The organism is Pseudomonas sp. SZ40 (assembly GCF_052958135.1).
In genome coordinates, this window is sequence record NZ_JBQWIF010000002.1 from 181,763 (window position 1) to 200,589 (window position 18,827).

Sequence of the window (18,827 nt, forward strand, 5' to 3'; positions counted from 1 at the left end):
GGTGAACATGACGGTAAACAACCCGAAGACCCAGCAATGGCAGGCCATGAGCCGCGACCATCACCTGGCGCCTTTCAGTGATTTCAAGCAATTGGCCGATAAGGGTCCGCGCATCATTACCCGCGGCGAAGGTGTGCACCTGTGGGACAGTGAAGGCAACAAGATTCTCGATGGCATGGCCGGACTGTGGTGCATCGCCATCGGCTATGGCCGTGAAGAGCTGGTCGAGGCGGCCAGCAAACAGATGCGCGAATTGCCGTTCTACAACACCTTCTTCCAGACCGCCCACCCGCCCGTGCTGGAGTTGGCCAAGGCACTTTCCGAGGTGACTCCAGCGGGCATGAACCATGTGTTCTTCACCGGCTCGGGCTCCGAAGGCAACGACACCATGCTGCGTATGGTGCGCCATTACTGGGCGCTCAAGGGCAAGCCCGGGAAGAAGGTGGTGATCGCCCGCGAGAACGGCTACCACGGCTCCACGGTCGCCGGTGCCAGCCTGGGTGGCATGAAAGGCATGCATGAACAGGGTGATCTGCCGATCCCCGGCATCGTGCACATCGCTCAGCCATACTGGTTCGGCGAAGGCGGCGACATGACCCCGGAGGCTTTCGGCATCTGGGCAGCCGAGGAACTGGAGAAGAAGATTCTCGAAGTCGGTGAAGACAACGTCGCGGCATTCATCGCCGAGCCGATCCAGGGGGCAGGCGGTGTGATCATCCCACCGGACAGTTACTGGCCCAAGGTGCGCGAGATTCTCGCCAAGTACGAAATCCTCTTCGTCGCCGATGAGGTGATCTGTGGGTTCGGCCGCACCGGTGAGTGGTTCGGTAGCGATTATTACGGCAATACACCGGACATGATGACCATCGCCAAGGGCCTGACCTCCGGCTATGTGCCGATGGGCGGCCTGGTGGTGCGTGACGAAATCGTCCAGGTGCTCAACGAAGGTGGCGACTTCAACCACGGTTTCACCTACTCCGGGCATCCGGTGGCAGCGGCCGTGGCGCTGGAAAACATTCGAATTCTGCGCGAAGAAAAGATCGTCGAGCGAGTCAGAGAGGAAACGGCACCGTATTTGCAGAAACGACTGCGTGAACTGGCTGATCATCCGCTGGTGGGGGAGGTACGTGGAGTGGGCATGCTTGGCGCCATCGAACTGGTGAAGGACAAGCAGACCCGCGAACGTTATCCGAGCGACAAGGCTGTCGGTATGATCTGCCGCGGTCACTGCTTCGAGAACGGATTGATCATGCGCGCCGTCGGCGACACCATGATCATTTCGCCGCCACTGGTGATCAGCAAGACGGAAATCGACGAGCTGGTGGAAAAGGCCCGTAAATGCCTGGATCTTACCGCGCGTGCTTTACTGGCCTGAGGCTTGAGCGATGGAGCAGTTATCGCCAGACTGCGCCGGCCAAAAAGGGGACCACGCGGCAACGCGTGGCAACCCGGATAATCAACACTACCAATGGAGCTGAACCGCATGATCAAGACTTTCGGCAAGACTCTGCTAGCGGTGACGCTGGCCGGCACCATGGCCGGCATGGCGCAGGCTGACAGCAAGGTACTGAACGTCTACAACTGGTCGGACTACATCGCTGCGGACACCGTGGCCAAGTTCACCAAGGAAACCGGCATCAAGGTCACCTACGACGTCTTCGATTCCAACGAGACGCTGGAAGCCAAGCTGTTCGCCGGCAAATCCGGTTACGACATCGTGGTGCCGTCGAACAATTTCCTGGCCAAGCACATCAAGGCCAAGATCTATCAGCCGCTGGACAAGTCCAAGCTGCCGAACTGGGAAAACCTGGACAAGAATCTGCTGAAAACCGTCGAGGTCAGCGACCCGGGCAACCAGTACGCCTTCCCCTACATGTGGGGCTCGATCGGTATCGGCTTCAACCCGGAGAAGGTCAAGGCTGCACTGGGCGAGAACGCCCCGGTGGATTCCTGGGATCTGCTGTTCAAGCCCGAGAACATCGAGAAGCTGAAGTCCTGTGGCGTATCGTTCCTCGATTCGCCAACCGAGATCCTGCCGATCGCCCTGCAGTACCTGGGCTACGAGCCGACCAGCACCGATCCCAAGCAACTCAAGGAGGCCGAGGAACTGTTCCTGAAGATTCGTCCTTCGGTGACCTACTTCCACTCGTCCAAGTACATCTCCGACCTGGCCAACGGCAACCTCTGCGTAGCCGTGGGTTACTCGGGTGACGTGTACCAGGCCAAGTCCCGTGCCGAAGAAGCCGGTGGCAAGGTCAAGGTGTCCTACAACATTCCGAAGGAAGGTGCCGGTACCTTCTTCGACATGCTGGCGATCCCTGCCGATGCCGAAAACATCGAGTCGGCCTATGCCTTCCTGAACTTCCTGCTGAAGCCGGAAATCATGGCCGAGATCACCAACGAAGTGCAGTTCCCCAACGGCAACGCCAAGGCGACGCCACTGGTGGATGAAGCCATTCGTAACGACCCGGGCATCTACCCGACCCAGGAAACCATGGGCAAGCTCTACGCCTTCCCGGATCTGCCGCCGGCAGCCCAGCGCGCCATGACCCGCAGCTGGACGAAGATCAAGTCCGGTCGTTGATCGAGCCGCGAGCGCAGCGCCTTCGTGCGCTGCGGTACGTGCTCGTGCAGGGATAACGGGCGGATCGCCGCCCGCCGAGCGTTGCGGCCCAGCCGTGACGCTCACTCGAATCGCGATGCGTCACCGGTTCTGGTGACGAGCCAAAACAAGAGGACGACCTGTGCATTTTCCCCTGGGCAAGATCCTGACAACGACCGCGCTTTCGGTTGGCTTGGCAACCCTGGCACATGCGGACGGTACCGTGCATATCTACAACTGGAGCGATTACATCGGCGAGGAAACGCTGGCCGAGTTCCAGAAGGCCACGGGTATCAAGCCGGTCTACGACGTCTTCGACTCCAACGAAACCCTGGAAGGCAAACTGCTCGCCGGCCGTACCGGCTACGACGTGGTCGTGCCGTCCAACCATTTTCTCGGCAAGCAGATCAAGGCGGGCGCGTTCCAGAAACTCGACCGTTCGCTGCTGCCGAATTGGAACAACCTCGACCCGGCGCTGCTCAAGCAGCTCGAAGCCAACGACCCGGGCAATCAATACGCGGTGCCTTATCTGTGGGGCACCAACGGCATTGGCTACAACGTCGCCAAGGTCAAGGAAGTGCTGGGTGTCGATGAAATCGACTCCTGGGCCGTGCTGTTCGAACCGGAGAACATGAAGAAGCTGGCCACCTGCGGCGTTTCCTTCCTCGACTCGGCGGACGAGATGATTCCCTCGGTACTCAATTACCTGGGCCTCGATCCGAACAGCCAGAGTGGCGATGATTACGCCAAGGCCGAAGCCAAGCTGCTGGAAGTGCGGCCCTACGTGAGCTACTTCCACTCCTCGAAATACATCAGCGATCTGGCCAACGGCAACATTTGCGTGGCGTTCGGTTATTCCGGTGATGTTTTACAGGCCGCAGACCGTGCCGCGGAGGCCGGAAAGGGCGTCGAAATCGCCTATGCGATTCCCAAGGAGGGCGCCAACCTGTGGTTCGACATGCTCGCCATCCCCAAGGATGCCGGCAACGTCGCGCAGGCCCATGCCTTCATCAACTACCTGCTCGATCCACAAGTGATCGCCGGGGTCAGTGACTATGTCGGTTACGCCAACCCCAACACCAAGGCTGGGGAACTGATGGATCAGGACATTCGCCAGGACGAGTCGGTGTACCCACCGCAGGCCGTTCTGGACAAGTTGTACATCTCAGCCGAACTGCCGCCCACGGCGCAGCGCCTGATGACGCGAAGCTGGACGAAGATCAAGTCCGGAAGATGAACCCATTAGCGCCCGGCCTTTGCCGGGCGCCATTTTTGCTGCGGGAGTTTGGTAATGGCAGTTGCTTCCAGTACCTACAAGAAGGTCATCGAAGGGAGCCAGCAACCGAAAGAGGTGCTGGTCAAGATCGAGCGTGTAACCAAGAAGTTCGACGAGACCATTGCCGTCGACGATGTGTCGCTGACCATCAACAAGGGGGAGATCTTCGCCCTGCTCGGTGGCTCCGGCTCGGGCAAGTCGACCCTGCTGCGCATGCTCGCCGGGTTCGAACGGCCGACCGAGGGGCGCATTTTCCTCGATGGCCAGGACATCACCGACATTCCGCCCTATGAGCGGCCGATCAACATGATGTTCCAGTCCTACGCGCTGTTCCCGCACATGAGCGTGGCCGACAACATCGCCTTCGGCCTCAAGCAGGACAAACTGCCCAAGGACGAGATCGACGCCCGCGTGGCGGAGATGCTCAAGCTGGTGCAGATGAGCCAGTACGCCAAGCGCAAGCCCCATCAGCTTTCCGGTGGCCAGCGTCAGCGTGTGGCCCTGGCCCGTTCCCTGGCGAAGAAACCCAAGCTGCTGCTGCTCGACGAGCCCATGGGCGCGCTGGACAAGAAGCTGCGTTCGCAGATGCAACTGGAGCTGGTGGAGATCATCGAGCGCGTCGGCGTGACCTGCGTGATGGTGACCCACGACCAGGAAGAGGCCATGACCATGGCCCAGCGCATCGCCATCATGCACCTGGGCTGGATCGCGCAGATCGGCAGCCCGATCGACATCTACGAGACGCCGGCCAGTCGCCTGGTCTGCGAGTTCATCGGCAACGTCAACCTGTTCGAAGGTGAGATCGTTCACGATGACACCGACCATGCGGTGATCAACTGTCCGCAGTTGGACAAGCCGATCTACATCGGCCATGGCATCAGCACCCGCGCCCAGGAGACCCAGGTCACCTATGCGATGCGTCCGGAAAAGCTGCTGATGGCCACGCAACTGCCCAGCGACCACGAGCACCCGGATTACAACTGGAGCCACGGCAGCGTTCACGACATCGCCTACCTGGGCGGTCACTCGGTGTACTACGTCAAGCTCACCTCCGGGCAGATCGTGCAGTGCTTCATCGCCAACGCCGAGCGTCGCGGCAAACGACCGACCTGGGATGACCCGGTGGTGGTGTTCTGGGAAGACGACAGCGGCGTGGTGCTGCAGTCATGAAAATGAGCAGCCTGACCAAGCGTATGCCTACCGGCCGACACCTGGTGATCGGCGTTCCGTTCATCTGGCTGTTTCTGTTCTTCCTGCTGCCATTCATCATCGTGCTGAAGATCAGCTTCGCCGAAGCCGATGTGGCGATTCCGCCTTATACGGAAATCTACACCTGGGTGGACAACACCCTGCAGGTGGTGCTCAACCTGGGTAACTACATCTTCCTCAGCGAAGATGAGCTGTACGTGGCTGCCTACCTGGGCTCGCTGAAGATCGCCTTTTTCAGCACCCTGGCCTGCCTGCTGATCGGTTACCCGATGGCCTACGCCATTGCCCGTGCGAAAAAGGAGACCCAGATGGTTCTCCTGCTGCTGGTGATGATGCCGACCTGGACCGCGATCCTGATCCGCGTCTATGCGTGGATGGGCATCCTCAGCAACAACGGCCTGCTCAATGGCTTCTTGCAGAGCATCGGGCTGATCGACACGCCGCTGCAGATCCTCAACACCAACACCGCGGTGTATATCGGCATCGTCTATTCGTACCTGCCGTTCATGATCCTGCCGCTGTTCGCCAACCTGGTGAAGCACGATCAAAGCCTGCTGGAGGCTGCCTCGGATCTCGGCTCGAGCAACTTCAACAGCTTCTGGAAGATCACCGTGCCGTTGTCGAAGAACGGCATCATCGCCGGCTGCATGCTGGTGTTCATTCCGGTGGTGGGCGAGTTCGTCATTCCCGAGCTGCTTGGCGGCCCGGAAACGCTGATGATCGGCAAGGTGTTGTGGCAGGAGTTCTTCAACAACCGCGACTGGCCGGTAGCTTCCGCCCTGGCGGTGGTGATGCTGGCGCTGCTGTTGATTCCGATCATTCTGTTCAACAAGAACCAGGCCAAGGAAATGGAGGGCAAGGCATGAAGAACTTCCGCTTCTCCACGCTCATGCTCTGGGTCGGTTTCGCGTTCATCTATCTGCCGATGTTCATCCTGGTCATCTACTCGTTCAACGCCTCGCGGCTGGTGACGGTGTGGGGTGGCTGGTCGACCAAGTGGTATGTCAGCCTCCTCGATGACCGCCAGTTGATGGGCGCGGTATGGCGCTCCCTGGAAATCGCCTGCTACACGGCGATCGCCGCAGTGGCGCTGGGCACCATGGCGGCCTTCGTGCTGACCCGGGTGCACCGCTTCAAGGGACGCACGCTGTTTGGCGGCCTGGTCACCGCGCCGCTGGTCATGCCCGAGGTGATCACCGGTCTGTCGTTGCTGCTGCTGTTCGTGGCCATGGCACAACTGGTCGGCTGGCCGGCGGAGCGCGGCATGATGACCATCTGGATCGCCCACACCACCTTCTGCTCGGCCTACGTGGCCGTGGTGGTCTCGGCGCGTCTGCGTGAGCTGGACCTGTCCATCGAAGAGGCCGCCATGGATCTTGGTGCGCGACCCTGGAAAGTGTTCTTCCTGATCACCATCCCGATGATCGCGCCTTCGCTGGTGGCCGGTGGCATGATGTCCTTTGCCCTGTCCCTGGATGATCTGGTGCTGGCCAGCTTCGTGTCCGGCCCTGGTGCCACCACACTGCCAATGGAGGTGTTCTCCAAGGTACGTCTGGGGGTTACCCCGGCGATCAACGCCGTGGCCAGCCTGATCCTGCTGGCGGTGTCCCTGGCGACCTTCCTGGTGTGGTTCTTCGCCCACCGCGCGGAAGAGCGTCGCCGTCGGGCGATTCAGCAGGTCATGGAAGAAAGTCAGGCGGCGATTCATGCACGCCCAGAGGCCAAACCCGCTCACTAAGCCCGTTTGCTCGACAGACAATGCCCGCCACTGCGTCAGCAGGGCGGGCATTGTGCTTTCTGGCGGGCGTTGCGTTGCCGATGCTGTAAGAGCCGGTCTGCTGGCGAGACTCTTACCCAGAGCATCGCCGGCAAGCCGGCTCCTACTCGTCATGGTTGTCATCAGCGCGCCAGCTGGAGTCGCTCGCCGATACGAATAACAGGCCATAACGAAAACGCCCGGGCATTGGCCCGGGCGTTTTATCTTGCGTGGTACGTCAGCGGGTCAGATGCAGGAAGTGCATGTGGCGCTCATACTGGTCGAGGATATCGCCGATCACTTCTTCGCGGTTCCAGCCCATCACGTCGTAATCCTGACCGCCTTCGTCCAGGTGGACTTCGGCGCGGAAATACTTGCGCTCTTCGTTGGTGTCGTCGCGGGTGTCGCGCATCACGAAGCTTGGCTGGATCAGCGCGCGTGGGCGCACCTGATACTGGAAGTCAGCCTCGCTGCCGTGACTGACCGACAGCGTCACGCGGCCATCTTCACCGCTCTCCACGGTCGCTTCGCGGCCTTGTTTGCGCAGCTCCTCTGCAACCTGCTCGCAGGCGGGCAGGACGGTCTCGCTGATGAAGCGATTCACATGAGAACGACGTGGCAGCATGACCATGCTGCGCAGACGACGCTGCCAGCCGCCCGGGCTCGTGCTGCTGCGCGAGCTGAGGGAAACCTGATCGCGCAAGCTGCGCTTGGCCGCATCCAGCTGTAGCGCGCGCAGCAGGCCCCACATCGACGCCATCAGCGCGATCACGAAGGGCAGGGCACTGGCGATGGTCGCGGTCTGCAAGGCCTTGAGGCCGTCGGCGAGCAGCAGCGAAGCCGCCACCACCGCCATCAGCGCTGCCCAGAAGATGCGCTGCCACACCGGCGTCTGGTCTTGCCCGCCCGAGGCGAGCATATCCACCACCATGGCGCCGGAATCCGCCGAGGTGACGAAGAACACCACGATCATCAACACCGCGATCTGCGACAGGATCATCGACATCGGGAAGTGTTCGAGGAAGGCGAACAGCGCCAGAGAGCTGTCCTTGTTCACGGCCTCGGCGAGATCGGTGACGCCATCGACGAGAATCATGTGGATGGCGGTATCACCGAATACGGTCATCCACAGCAGGGTGAAGCCGGCCGGCACCACCAGCACGCCGCTGATGAACTGGCGGATGGTGCGACCGCGGGAAATCCGCGCGATGAACAGCCCCACGAACGGCGACCACGACAGCCACCAGCCCCAGTAGAACAGCGTCCAGCCACCGATCCAGTCGGTCGGCTCATAGGCGTAGAGGTTGAAGGTCTTGCTGACGATCTCCGACAGATAGCCGCCGGTGTTCTGCACGAAGGTCTGCATGATGAACACGGTCGGGCCCAGGATCAGCACGACCAGCAGCAGGCCCACGGCGAGAATCATGTTCAGCTCGGAAAGGCGGCGAATGCCCTTGTCCAGGCCGCTGACCACGGAAATGGTCGCCAGCGCCATGGTGAAGACCAGCAGGCCGATCTGTACCGCGGTGGTGGTCGGCAGGCCGTACAGGTGGTTCAGGCCGGTGTTGATCTGCAGCACGCCGTAGCCCAGGGAGGTCGCCACACCGAGTACAGTGCCGATTACCGCGAAGATGTCCACGGCATGGCCGATGGGGCCGTAGATACGGTCGCCGATCAGTGGGTAGAGCGCCGAGCGCAGGGTCAGCGGCAGGTTATGTCGATAGGCGAAGTAGGCCAGGATCAGCGCGACGATGGCGTAGATCGCCCAGGCATGCAGACCCCAGTGGAAGAAGGTCAGCTTCATCGCTTCCTTCGCCGCCGTGACGGTCTGCGGGTCGCCTACCGGCGGCGCGATGAAGTGCATCACCGGCTCGGCCACGCCGAAGAACATCAGGCCGATACCCATGCCGGCGCAGAACAGCATGGAGAACCAGGTGCTGTTGTTGTATTCCGGTTCGCTGTGATCGGGGCCCAGCTTGATGTCGCCATAGCGACTCACCGCGAGGAACACCACGAAGATCAGGATCAGGGCCACGGCCAGGATATAGACCCAGCTGGCATTCTCGATGATCCAGGCCTGGGTGGCACCGAACACGCTCTGGGCGTTGTCCTTGAACACGGTGCTGTAGATCACCAGGCAGGCGATCAGAAAGGTCGAGCCGAAGAAAACCGGCGGGTTGAGGGTGGAGCGGGAAGACAGAGGTGCCTCCATTGAGCTAGCTCTCCTTGGTCGGAGTCAGTCCATGACGTATGCGCACACCCGTTGGAGCTTGGCCGGGTGGCGAGCGGATGGAGAAGCGACTCGGTTTATCGGACGGCCGCCAAAGGCGGAAGACCCGCCATTGTACATTACCGATAGTCGGGTTCTTGAAAGTGCCAGCTATCGATAGGTCCGCGTGCCGTTTCGTTCAGCTTATTTCCCTGCTCCTCAGAGGTTGGTTCGGTACTGCAGGGCTTCGGCCAGATGCTGGCGGTTGATCCCCTCCTGCGCCTGCAGATCCGCCAGGGTGCGCGCCACCTTGAGCACTCGGTGCGCAGAGCGCAGTGACAAGGTGAGGCGTTCGCAAGCGTGCTCCAGCCACTGCCGGTCGACGTCGGCCAGTGGGCAGTGTTCGCGCAGCCCCGGCAGGTCCAGGAAGGCGTTGGCGATGCCCTGGCGGCGCAGCTGGATGTCTCGCGCCGCGGCGACACGGGCTGCGGCTGTGGCGCTGGTTTCACCGCTTTCCCGGGCGGGGCCCAGTGCGGTGCTCTCGCGGGCGACGGTGATGTGCAGGTCGATACGGTCGAGCAGCGGGCCGGATAGCTTGCCGCGATAACGCTGGATCTGCTCGGCGCTGCAGCGGCAGCGACCGCTGGGATCGCCGAGAAAGCCACAGGGGCAGGGGTTCATGGCGGCAACGAGCTGGAACCTGGCGGGGAAACTGACTTTGTCCCTTGCCCGGGCGATGACGATATGACCGCTTTCGAGGGGTTCTCTCAGCACTTCGAGGACGCGCCGATCGAACTCGGGAAGCTCGTCGAGGAACAGCACGCCGTAATGGGCAAGGGTTATCTCGCCGGGCTGTGGCCGGCTGCCACCGCCCACCAGTGCGGGGCCCGAAGCGCTGTGATGGGGATGTCTGAACGGTCTTTGTGGCCAGCTTTGCAGCGGCGTGTGGCTGGCGACGGAGCGAATCGCGGCAACCTGCAGGGCTTCCTCCTCGGTCAGGGGGGGCAACAGGCCGGGAAGGCGGCTGGCCAGCAGCGTCTTGCCAGTGCCCGGCGGGCCGCTGAGCAGGAGATTGTGGCCGCCAGCGGCGGCAACCAGCAGCGCTCGCTTGGCGGCGACCTGGCCCTGCACCTCGGCCAGGTCGGGGTAGGGCAGGGCCTGGCGCAGCAGGCCCTGCGCCTGATACGGCGCCAGCGGCGTGTGGCCGTTCAGGTGAGCGACCAGTTCCAGGAGATGATCGACTGCCAGTACCGTCAGCCCGGACGCCAGGCTGGCCTCTTCGGCATTCTCTCTGGGCACCACAAGGGTGCGCCCCGCTTCCCGAGCCGCCAGGGCGGCAGGCAGGACCCCTCGCACGGCGCGTACCGTACCGGACAGCGCCAGTTCACCAAGGCATTCGAGAGGAGCCAGCGCGTCTGGCGGCAACTGACCGCTGGCGGCCAGGATGCCCAGGGCGATGGCCAGGTCGAAGCGGCCGCCGTCCTTGGGGAGATCGGCTGGTGCCAGGTTCAGGGTAATGCGCCTGGGAGGGAAATCCAGTGCGCAATTGAGGATGGCGCTGCGCACGCGATCCTTGCTTTCCTTGACCGCCGTTTCTGGCAAGCCAACCAGCGCCAGGGACGGCAAACCGTTGGCCAGATGGGCCTCTACGGTGACGGCAGGGGCGTCTACGCCGATCTGGGCGCGGCTGTGGACTATGGCCAATGACATCGATCACTCCTTGATCGTCTGCCGGCCGAGCAGGTTACTCGACCGCTGTTTGCTGCTGCGCGGGGGCGCTGCGCGACTCCATTTCCAGAACCTTGGCTTCCAGGGCCTCGAGGCGTGCACGGGTGCGGGCCAGCACGACCATCTGGCTGTCGAATTCTTCGCGGCTGACCAGATCGAGCTTGCTGAAGGTGCTTTGCAGCAGTGCCTTGAGCTGGCTTTCGATTTCACTGCGTGGCAGGGGAGTGTCGCCACTGAGCAGGCGGCTGGCCTGCGTGCTGAGGGCGTCGAGCAAAGCTTTGGGTGGCAGCATGGGAACCTTCCGAAAACGATTGAACGCAGTGTAACACGGCGATTTTTGTGACCGAGTCGACGCTATCGCACCAATATCGAGCATTGCAGGGTGCGCTTTGGCGCCGTTCTGGTGCGTCGGCACCTCGAGATATTTTCCTGCGAGCCCCTGCGCGCTCGTAACGTCCTGAAATGAGGCGGTTTGCTGGTATTGGCAAGCTTTCTGCTTAGTCGCTCATGACCCATGCACCGATGCGGTTCGGTTGTATCGTGCGGGCGGGGAATGTTTCGCCGGGAGCAGTCGGTGGTATCGGATCAGCCCTGTCTTGGCAACCGATGCATACAAAAGCCAGACACTGAGCTTAGACTTGCGACGGGGTAAGAATTCCTGGGGCAAGTCCACCTTACACGGGAGAGAGTTTCATGAAACTAGTCACTGCCATCATCAAGCCGTTCAAGCTGGACGACGTCCGCGAGTCGCTGTCGGAAATCGGGGTGCAAGGCATCACCGTGACCGAAGTGAAAGGCTTCGGTCGTCAGAAGGGTCATACCGAGCTGTACCGCGGTGCCGAATACGTCGTCGATTTCCTGCCAAAGGTGAAGATCGACGTGGCCATCGCCGACGATCAGTTGGACCGTGTCATCGAAGCAATCACCAAGGCTGCCAACACCGGCAAGATCGGTGACGGCAAGATTTTCGTCGTAAACCTGGAACAGGCGATCCGCATCCGTACCGGCGAAACCGATACCGACGCGATCTAAGCTCCGCCCCCCACCCCCCCAAATCGTCCCAGGAGTTAAATCATGACTCTGCGAAAAGTCGCAGGGCTCGGAGCCCTTTCGTCCCTGTTTTTCCCCGGCATGGCCATGGCGCAGGAAGCGACGCTGAATTCCGGTGATACAGCCTGGATGCTGACCGCTACCGCCCTTGTCCTGTTCATGACCATTCCCGGCCTGGCGCTGTTCTATGCAGGCATGGTGCGTTCCAAGAACGTTCTGTCGGTCATGATGCAGTGCTTCGCCATCACCGCTTTGATGAGCATCCTGTGGTTCGCCTACGGCTACAGCCTGGCGTTCGACACCACCGGGATGGAAGCCGGCGTGACCAACTTCAGCTCCTTCGTGGGCGGTTTGGGCAACATGTTCCTCGGCAATCTGACCAAGGAGTCGCTGACTGCCGCGTTCCCGGAAAGCGTGTTCATCACCTTCCAGATGACCTTCGCCATCATCACCCCTGCACTGATCGTCGGTGCTTTCGCCGAGCGCATGAAGTTCTCGGCGATGCTGGTGTTCATGACCGTATGGTTCACCCTCGTCTATGCGCCCATCGCGCACATGGTCTGGGGCGGCGACGGTGCCCTGATGTGGGACTGGGGCGTACTGGACTTCGCTGGCGGCACCGTGGTGCACATCAACGCCGGTATCGCCGGTCTGGTGGCGTGCATCGTGCTGGGCAAGCGCAAGGGCTTCCCGAGCGTGGCCATGGCGCCGCACAACCTCGGCTACACCCTGATCGGCGCTGCGATGCTGTGGGTAGGCTGGTTCGGCTTCAACGCCGGCTCCGCTGTCGCCGCTGACCAGACCGCTGGCATGGCCATGCTGGTCACCCAGATCGCCACCGCCGCCGCGGCACTGGGCTGGATGTTCGCCGAGTGGGTCGCCCACGGTAAACCAAGCGCTCTGGGCATCGCCTCCGGCGTGGTCGCAGGCCTGGTCGCCATCACCCCTGCTGCCGGCACCGTCGGCCCGATGGGCGCGATGATCATCGGTCTGGCTTCCGGCGTGATCTGCTTCTTCTGCGCCACCAGCCTCAAGCGCAAGCTGGGCTACGACGACTCTCTGGACGTCTTCGGCGTACACGGCGTGGGCGGCATCGTCGGCGCACTGCTGACCGGTATCTTCGCAGCACCTGCCCTGGGCGGTTTCGGCGAAGTCGAGAACATCGGCCTGCAGCTGTGGATCCAGTTCAAAGGCGTCGCCTTCACCGTGATCTACACCAGCATCGTCACTTTCGTGATCCTCAAGGTCATCGATGTCGTGATGGGCCTGCGTGTCACTGAAGAAGAAGAGTCGGTCGGCCTCGACCTGGCTCAGCACAACGAGCGTGGCTACATCCTGTAAGCATCACAGGGCCCGCTGCGTGCGGCGGGCCCAACGCACACGGAGTGCGCCCGGAGCCAACCCGGGCGCCTCGACCGCACAGCGCACAAACAAGCGCAACGGCCAGAGGTGAATAAAAAATGGACAACACAGCACTGACTGCTTTGCAGTACGGTTTCGATACCTTCTACTTCCTGATTTGTGGCGCTCTGGTGATGTGGATGGCCGCTGGCTTCGCCATGCTCGAAGCTGGCCTGGTACGTGCCAAGAACACCACCGAGATTCTCGCCAAGAACGTGGCCCTGTTCGCCATCGCCTGCATCATGTATCTGCTGATCGGCTACTACATCATGTACTCCAGCCCTGAGGGCGGCATCCTGCCGAGCTTCGGCTTTCTGATCGGCGACGAGAACAGCGTCGAGTCCGTGCTGGCCGGTGGCGAAGACGCCCCCTATTACGCCGCACGCTCGGACTTCTTCTTCCAGATCGTGTTCGCTGCCACCTGCATGTCCATCGTGTCCGGTGCCGTGGCAGAGCGCATGAAGCTTTGGTCATTCATCGCCTTCGCCATCGTCATGACCGCGATCATCTACCCGGTCCAGGGCTTCTGGAAATGGGGCGGCGGTTTCCTCGATGCAGCCGGTTTCCTGGATTTCGCGGGCTCCAGCGTCGTGCACATGGCGGGTGCCGCAGCTGCTCTGGCGGGTGTGATTCTGCTCGGTGCGCGCAAGGGCAAATACGGCGCCAATGGCCAGATCAACGCCATCCCGGGCGCCAACCTGCCGCTGGCTACCCTGGGCATGTTCATCCTGTGGATGGGCTGGTTCGGCTTCAACGGTGGCTCGCAACTGAAGATGAGCACCATCGAAGACGCCAACGCCGTGGCTCAGGTGTTCGTCAACACCAACATGGCTGCTGCCGGTGGCCTGATCGCCGCGCTGATCGTGGCACGTATCCTGTTCGGCAAGGCCGACCTGACCATGGCCATCAACGGTGCGCTGGCCGGCCTGGTGTCGATCACCGCCGAACCGCTGACCCCGACCGCGCTGCAGGCCACCCTGATCGGGGGTGTCGGTGGGGTGCTGGTGGTGTTCTCGATCCTCGCCTTCGACAAGATCAGGATCGACGATCCGGTCGGCGCGATCTCCGTACACGGCGCGGCCGGCATCTGGGGCACCCTGGCCGTGTGCCTGACCAATGGCGAGGCGAGCCTTGGCGCGCAGCTGTTGGGTATCGCCAGCATCTTCGCCTGGGTCTTCATCGCCAGCCTGATCGTCTGGGGCATCATCAAGGCGGTGGTTGGCTTGCGGGTCTCCGAAGAAGAGGAATACGAAGGTGTCGACCTGGTCGAGTGCGGGATGGAAGCCTATCCCGAATTCACCAACAAGAAGTGATGCACAGCTGACGGGCTGCTCATCACGAAAAATGATGGTCGAACAATCGCAAAGGGCGCTCAGGCGCCCTTTGTTTTTTTCTACGGCGCGCTAGAATGCGCGCGTCGAAAAGAGGACGACGAACATGTGGCAGCAACGGCTGATCACCCTGCGTCCGCGGGCACGGGGCTTCCATCTCGTAACCGATGAATTGCAGGATGCGTTACCGGAACTGGCGAGCTACAGGGTGGGTCTGTTACACCTGTGGCTGCAGCATACGTCGGCGTCACTGACCGTCAACGAGAATGCGGACCCGGCAGTACGCCGTGACTTCGAGCGCTTTTTTCGCCGTCTCGTCCCTGAGGACGCAGCGGGTTACGAGCACTGCGACGAAGGCCCGGATGATCTGCCGGCGCACTTCAAGTCGAGCGTGTTGGGCGTTCAGTTGCAGATACCCGTGAGTGATGGGCGTCTTGCACTGGGCACCTGGCAAGGGATTTACCTGGGCGAGCACCGTGAGCAGGGTGGTGCGCGCCGAGTGTTGGCGACCTTGCAAGGTACGGCAAATTGAATTTTTTCCAGGCGTTCGGCAACGTCGTACGACTGGGCTATAACTAACCTGCTTTTCGCAAGTCATGAGGCTGAACATGAGCGACGAAGAACTGGAACAAGACGAGCTGGAAGGCGCAGAAGAGGACGACGGCGAGGAGCTGGCGGCCGCGGATAGCGACGGCGGTGATGACGACAGCGAATCCGATAGCGCGGTACCTGCCAAGGGCAAGGCCAAGAAAGCGGTCGAAGTCGACGAGCTGCCGAGTGTCGAAGCCAAGCAGAAGGAACGCGATGCGCTGGCTCGCGCCATGGAAGAGTTCCTGTCCCGTGGTGGCAAGGTGCAGGAAGTGGAGCCCAATGTGGTTTCCGATCCGCCCAAGAAGCCAGACAGCAAATACGGCAGTCGCCCCATCTGAGGCAAACGCCGGTTGCACACGCAAAAGCCCGCCTTTATCAGGCGGGCTTTTGCGTTTCAGGGTATTGAGAGTGCGGGGTGGGGTATACGATGTTGTGGGCTGAAGCCCGCCCTGCGGGGTGCCTGTCGGGTGGGCTTCGGCCCACCAACGCTACGCCCAGCGTTGCAGCAGCGCCGGCAGCTCGCCGAGGCTGCGGACCTGCGCGTCGGCCTCGTCTTCGCCAGTCCAGGCCTTGCCTTGCGGGTTGAACCATACCGCGCGCCAGCCCGCTGCTCGTGCCCCGGCGATATCGTCGCCGGGATGATCGCCAATGTGCACGGCTTGTTCAGCGTCGATGCCGGAGCGGCGGAGCGCCTCCTGGAACGGTTTGGGATCGGGTTTGCCGACACCCAGCTCTTCGGCGCTGAGGATGAAGCTGAAGTAGTCGGCCAATCCCAATCGGCGTACGTCGGCATTGCCGTTGGTAATCACGCCCAGATGGTACTGGTTGGCCAGTCGCTCCAGTGTGGTGACGGTATCGGCAAAGAAGGTGATCGCGTGACGCGCCTCGAGCATCGCCTGGAACGCACCTTCGGCCAATCGCTGGGCTTCGTCGGGGGCATGACCAACGCCCTCCAGGGCATGACGCAAGGTGCGTCGGCGCAGCTCGCTGAGGCGATATCTCAGGCTGGGTTCGGCCTCCAGCAGGCGGCCACGGGTCTGCCCCAGGTAATCCACCGGCTGGCTCGCCAGGCGCGGTGCGTGGCTGCTGATCCAGTCGCGCATGGCACTCTCGGCGCCCAGTATCACCGGGCGGTTGTCCCACAGGGTGTCATCGAGGTCGAAGGTGACCAGCCGGATACTCATGAGTCCTGTTCCTTGCGGCGTTTGGCCCGTGGATGAGCGCTGTCGTAGACCTTGCTCAGGTGCTGGAAGTCCAGATGGGTATAGATCTGCGTGGTCGCGATATCGGCATGGCCCAGCAGTTCCTGCACTGCGCGCAGGTCCTGAGAGGATTCGAGCATATGGCTGGCGAAGGAGTGACGCAGCATGTGCGGATGAATGTGTTGGCCCAGTTCGCTGATGCCTGCCTGGCGCACCCGCAGCTGCACCGCTCGGGCGCCTATGCGTCGCCCCTGACGGCTGATGAATACCGCGCCATCCGCTGGGTTGGCCAGTGCGCGCAGTGGCAGCCATTGCTCCAGCGCTTCACGGGCCTTGCTGCCGACTGGCAGCTCGCGCACCTTGCTACCCTTGCCGACCACGCGCACCAGGCCAGCGGGCAGATCGAGGCCGTCGAGGTCGAGTGCGACCAGCTCCGACAGACGCAGCCCCGAGGAGTAGAACAGTTCGAGCATGGCGTGATCGCGGCGGGCGATGAAATCGTCTTCCTGGGCACCGTCCAGCAGTTGGGTGGCGCGATCCACATCCAGCACCTTCGGCAGCCTGCGCTCGCCCTTGGGGGGCGTCAGTCCGCTGGCCGGGTCATGCCGGCAATGGCCCTCGCGGATCAGGTAGCGATACAGGCCGCGGGTGGCGGAAAGAAGGCGCGCGAGACTGCGTGCCGATTGACCCTCCATGTGCAGGCGAGCCACCTGGCGGCGCAGGCGCGAGGTATCCAGAGCGGCCCACTCGGCAAGCTGTTCCTTCTCGCAGTAAGCGAGCAGCTTGTTGAGGTCGCGGCGGTAGCCATCCAGGGTATGGGCAGACACCTGGCGCTCGCTGCGCAGGTGTTCGAGATAGGCATCCAGGTCAGCTGCAAGCGTCAAGCGTCAGGCTCCAAGTGAAAGGCCGCTTCTGCTTTCTTGCCGCTTGAAGCTTGTGGCTATTTTCAGCGGACCGAGCGCAGCGGTGCGGAGAAGCGTGGCAGCACCCGCGACAGGACTTCGGCGATATAACCGAGGAACAGGGTGCCCAGAGAGCTCTTGTAATGCTGCGAATCGGCACTGCCGATCGCCAGCACGCCATGCAGGCCCTGATGGGAAAGGCCGACAACGGCTGCCGAGCCGACGTCCGCGCCCGCGTCGCCGAACAGGAAGTTCAGCTCGTGCTCGCGCAGCACGCCGCAGATGGTCTTGCCACCAGCCAGCAGGCCACCGATGGCCTGATGCGCCTCTGCGCTGCTAACGCTGCGGCCGACCGGCAGCGGTGTGTCGCTGAACAGGATCAACCCCACGAAGGGCACCTGGAACTCACGGCGCAGGCTGTCTTCCACGCAGCTGACCACTTCTTCGAGGCTGCTGGCGTCCATCAGATCGAGTATCAGGCGGCGCGTCTTGTCGAACAGCCGATCGTTGTCGCGAGCTACGTCCATCAGGTGCGACAGGCGTTGGCGCATCTCGATATTGCGTTCACGCAGCAGTTTGACCTGGCGTTCGACCAGCGAAACCGTATCACCTCGCTGGTGAGGAATACGCAGCTCGGGAATCAGCTCATCGTGGTCGATGAAGAACTCGGGGTGCAGGCGCAGGTAGGCGGCAACCGTTTCCGAGTCCAGTGGCTTGGGCGAATCCTGCTGGTCAGTCATAGGCGAACCTGTCCTTCGTACACGCGCACGGCGGGGCCGGTCATCATAACCGGCTGGCCAGGGCCTGCCCACTCGATGGTCAGCTTGCCGCCCGGCAGTTCCAACTGGACGGGTGAGTCCATCCAGCCCTGGCGGATCGCCGCGACGGCGGCGGCGCAGGCGCCGGTACCGCAGGCCTGGGTTTCCCCGGCACCGCGCTCCCAGACACGCAGGCGACCGCGTTGGCGATCGACGACCTGCAGGAAGCCGACGTTCACTCGTTGTGGAAAGCGCGGATGGTGTTCCAGTTTCGCTCCCAGTTCGTGCACCGGCGCGCTGTCCACATCATCGACACGCAGCACGGCATGTGGGTTGCCCATGGAAACCGCGGCAAGCGCATGAGTCCTGCCTTCGACTTCGACGGCGTAGTTCAGGGCTTCAGCGTCGGCCTGGAAGGGAATCTGCTCGGGCGCCAGGCGCGGCGCGCCCATGTCCACGGTGATCAGGCCGTCAGCACGGACCTGCAATTCGATGATGCCGCCCTTGGTTTCCACGCGGATGGTTTTCTTCACCGTCAGGCGCTTGTCGAGCACGAAGCGAGCGAAACAGCGCGCACCGTTGCCGCACTGTTCCACTTCGCTGCCGTCGGAATTGAAGATGCGGTAACGGAAATCCACGTCCGGATTCTGCGGCGGTTCGACCAGCAGCAGCTGATCGAAGCCGACGCCGGTGTGGCGGTCGCCCCACTGCTTGGCGTGCTTGGGCTGGATATGGGCATGCTGGCTGACCAGGTCGAGGACCATGAAGTCGTTGCCCAGGCCATGCATCTTGGTAAATCGCAATAACATCGG

The 18,827-nt window shown here is 62.1% G+C and carries 18 protein-coding genes; 11 read left to right on the top strand and 7 right to left on the bottom strand.

Features of this window, described 5'->3' with window-relative positions:
• Positions 1-7: 7 nt before the first annotated feature.
• From ACT9T4_RS02750 to ACT9T4_RS02775, 6 genes are all read left to right on the top strand, one after another.
• On the top strand, positions 8-1,375 hold the full coding sequence (locus tag ACT9T4_RS02750) for an aspartate aminotransferase family protein (RefSeq protein WP_042552408.1): 1,368 nt from the start codon (positions 8-10) through the stop codon (positions 1,373-1,375).
• A 108-nt stretch (positions 1,376-1,483) separates the two neighbouring features.
• Positions 1,484-2,584, top strand: a complete 1,101-nt coding sequence (locus ACT9T4_RS02755) for a polyamine ABC transporter substrate-binding protein (protein ID WP_042552521.1) — start codon at positions 1,484-1,486, stop codon at positions 2,582-2,584.
• A gap of 172 nt (positions 2,585-2,756) precedes the next feature.
• On the top strand, positions 2,757-3,839 hold the full coding sequence (locus ACT9T4_RS02760; RefSeq protein ID WP_156152657.1) for a polyamine ABC transporter substrate-binding protein: 1,083 nt from the start codon (positions 2,757-2,759) through the stop codon (positions 3,837-3,839).
• A gap of 54 nt (positions 3,840-3,893) precedes the next feature.
• A complete protein-coding gene (potA, locus tag ACT9T4_RS02765; RefSeq protein WP_042552407.1) occupies positions 3,894-5,048 on the top strand; it encodes a polyamine ABC transporter ATP-binding protein in 1,155 nt (384 codons plus the stop codon).
• A 23-nt stretch (positions 5,049-5,071) separates the two neighbouring features.
• The gene (locus ACT9T4_RS02770; RefSeq protein WP_179540147.1) at positions 5,072-5,953 is read left to right on the top strand and encodes an ABC transporter permease subunit; all 882 of its coding nucleotides are present in this window, start codon (positions 5,072-5,074) and stop codon (positions 5,951-5,953) included.
• The gene (locus tag ACT9T4_RS02775) at positions 5,950-6,825 is read left to right on the top strand and encodes an ABC transporter permease subunit (RefSeq protein ID WP_042552405.1); all 876 of its coding nucleotides are present in this window, start codon (positions 5,950-5,952) and stop codon (positions 6,823-6,825) included. The genes ACT9T4_RS02770 and ACT9T4_RS02775 overlap by 4 nt, the downstream gene beginning before the upstream one ends.
• A 256-nt stretch (positions 6,826-7,081) precedes the next feature.
• Here the strand turns inward: ACT9T4_RS02775 and ACT9T4_RS02780 are convergent, their stop codons facing one another.
• The 3 genes from ACT9T4_RS02780 to ACT9T4_RS02790 all read right to left on the bottom strand — a co-directional run bounded on the left by ACT9T4_RS02780 (position 7,082) and on the right by ACT9T4_RS02790 (position 11,072).
• Entirely contained in the window at positions 7,082-9,055 is a 1,974-nt protein-coding gene (locus ACT9T4_RS02780; protein ID WP_042552404.1) for a BCCT family transporter, read from the bottom strand.
• Positions 9,056-9,271: 216 nt separating this feature from the next.
• Complete coding sequence (locus ACT9T4_RS02785) at positions 9,272-10,762, bottom strand: YifB family Mg chelatase-like AAA ATPase (protein WP_042552403.1); 1,491 nt, start codon at positions 10,760-10,762, stop codon at positions 9,272-9,274.
• 34 nt (positions 10,763-10,796) lie between these two features.
• Positions 10,797-11,072: an accessory factor UbiK family protein gene (locus ACT9T4_RS02790; protein ID WP_042552402.1), complete on the bottom strand. Its 276-nt coding sequence runs from the start codon at positions 11,070-11,072 to the stop codon at positions 10,797-10,799.
• 401 nt (positions 11,073-11,473) lie between these two features.
• On the opposite strand from ACT9T4_RS02790, the gene glnK reads away from it, so the two are divergent.
• The 5 genes from glnK to sutA all read left to right on the top strand — a co-directional run bounded on the left by glnK (position 11,474) and on the right by sutA (position 15,491).
• Positions 11,474-11,812: a P-II family nitrogen regulator gene (glnK, locus tag ACT9T4_RS02795; protein ID WP_003096476.1), complete on the top strand. Its 339-nt coding sequence runs from the start codon at positions 11,474-11,476 to the stop codon at positions 11,810-11,812.
• 42 nt (positions 11,813-11,854) lie between these two features.
• Positions 11,855-13,171 carry an ammonium transporter gene (locus tag ACT9T4_RS02800; RefSeq protein ID WP_042552401.1) on the top strand — a complete coding sequence of 439 codons (1,317 nt, stop codon included), beginning with the start codon at positions 11,855-11,857 and terminating at the stop codon, positions 13,169-13,171.
• Positions 13,172-13,290: 119 nt separating this feature from the next.
• Complete coding sequence (locus ACT9T4_RS02805; RefSeq protein ID WP_042552400.1) at positions 13,291-14,544, top strand: ammonium transporter; 1,254 nt, start codon at positions 13,291-13,293, stop codon at positions 14,542-14,544.
• 124 nt (positions 14,545-14,668) lie between these two features.
• Positions 14,669-15,094: a secondary thiamine-phosphate synthase enzyme YjbQ gene (locus ACT9T4_RS02810; RefSeq protein ID WP_042552399.1), complete on the top strand. Its 426-nt coding sequence runs from the start codon at positions 14,669-14,671 to the stop codon at positions 15,092-15,094.
• A gap of 76 nt (positions 15,095-15,170) precedes the next feature.
• Positions 15,171-15,491, top strand: coding sequence for a dormancy-specific transcriptional regulator SutA (gene sutA, locus ACT9T4_RS02815; protein ID WP_042552398.1), 321 nt, complete (start codon positions 15,171-15,173; stop codon positions 15,489-15,491).
• Positions 15,492-15,641: 150 nt separating this feature from the next.
• Here sutA and ACT9T4_RS02820 read toward each other — a convergent pair whose 3' ends face one another.
• The 4 genes from ACT9T4_RS02820 to dapF all read right to left on the bottom strand — a co-directional run bounded on the left by ACT9T4_RS02820 (position 15,642) and on the right by dapF (position 18,824).
• On the bottom strand, positions 15,642-16,337 hold the full coding sequence (locus ACT9T4_RS02820) for an HAD family hydrolase (protein ID WP_042552397.1): 696 nt from the start codon (positions 16,335-16,337) through the stop codon (positions 15,642-15,644).
• Positions 16,334-17,239 carry a tyrosine recombinase XerC gene (xerC, locus tag ACT9T4_RS02825; RefSeq protein ID WP_042552396.1) on the bottom strand — a complete coding sequence of 302 codons (906 nt, stop codon included), beginning with the start codon at positions 17,237-17,239 and terminating at the stop codon, positions 16,334-16,336. Before xerC ends, ACT9T4_RS02820 begins: the two co-directional genes overlap by 4 nt.
• A gap of 62 nt (positions 17,240-17,301) precedes the next feature.
• A complete protein-coding gene (locus tag ACT9T4_RS02830) occupies positions 17,302-17,997 on the bottom strand; it encodes a DUF484 family protein (RefSeq protein WP_042552395.1) in 696 nt (231 codons plus the stop codon).
• Entirely contained in the window at positions 17,994-18,824 is an 831-nt protein-coding gene (dapF, locus tag ACT9T4_RS02835; protein WP_042552394.1) for a diaminopimelate epimerase, read from the bottom strand. The genes ACT9T4_RS02830 and dapF overlap by 4 nt, the downstream gene beginning before the upstream one ends.
• Between the last annotated feature and the right edge of the window lie 3 nt (positions 18,825-18,827).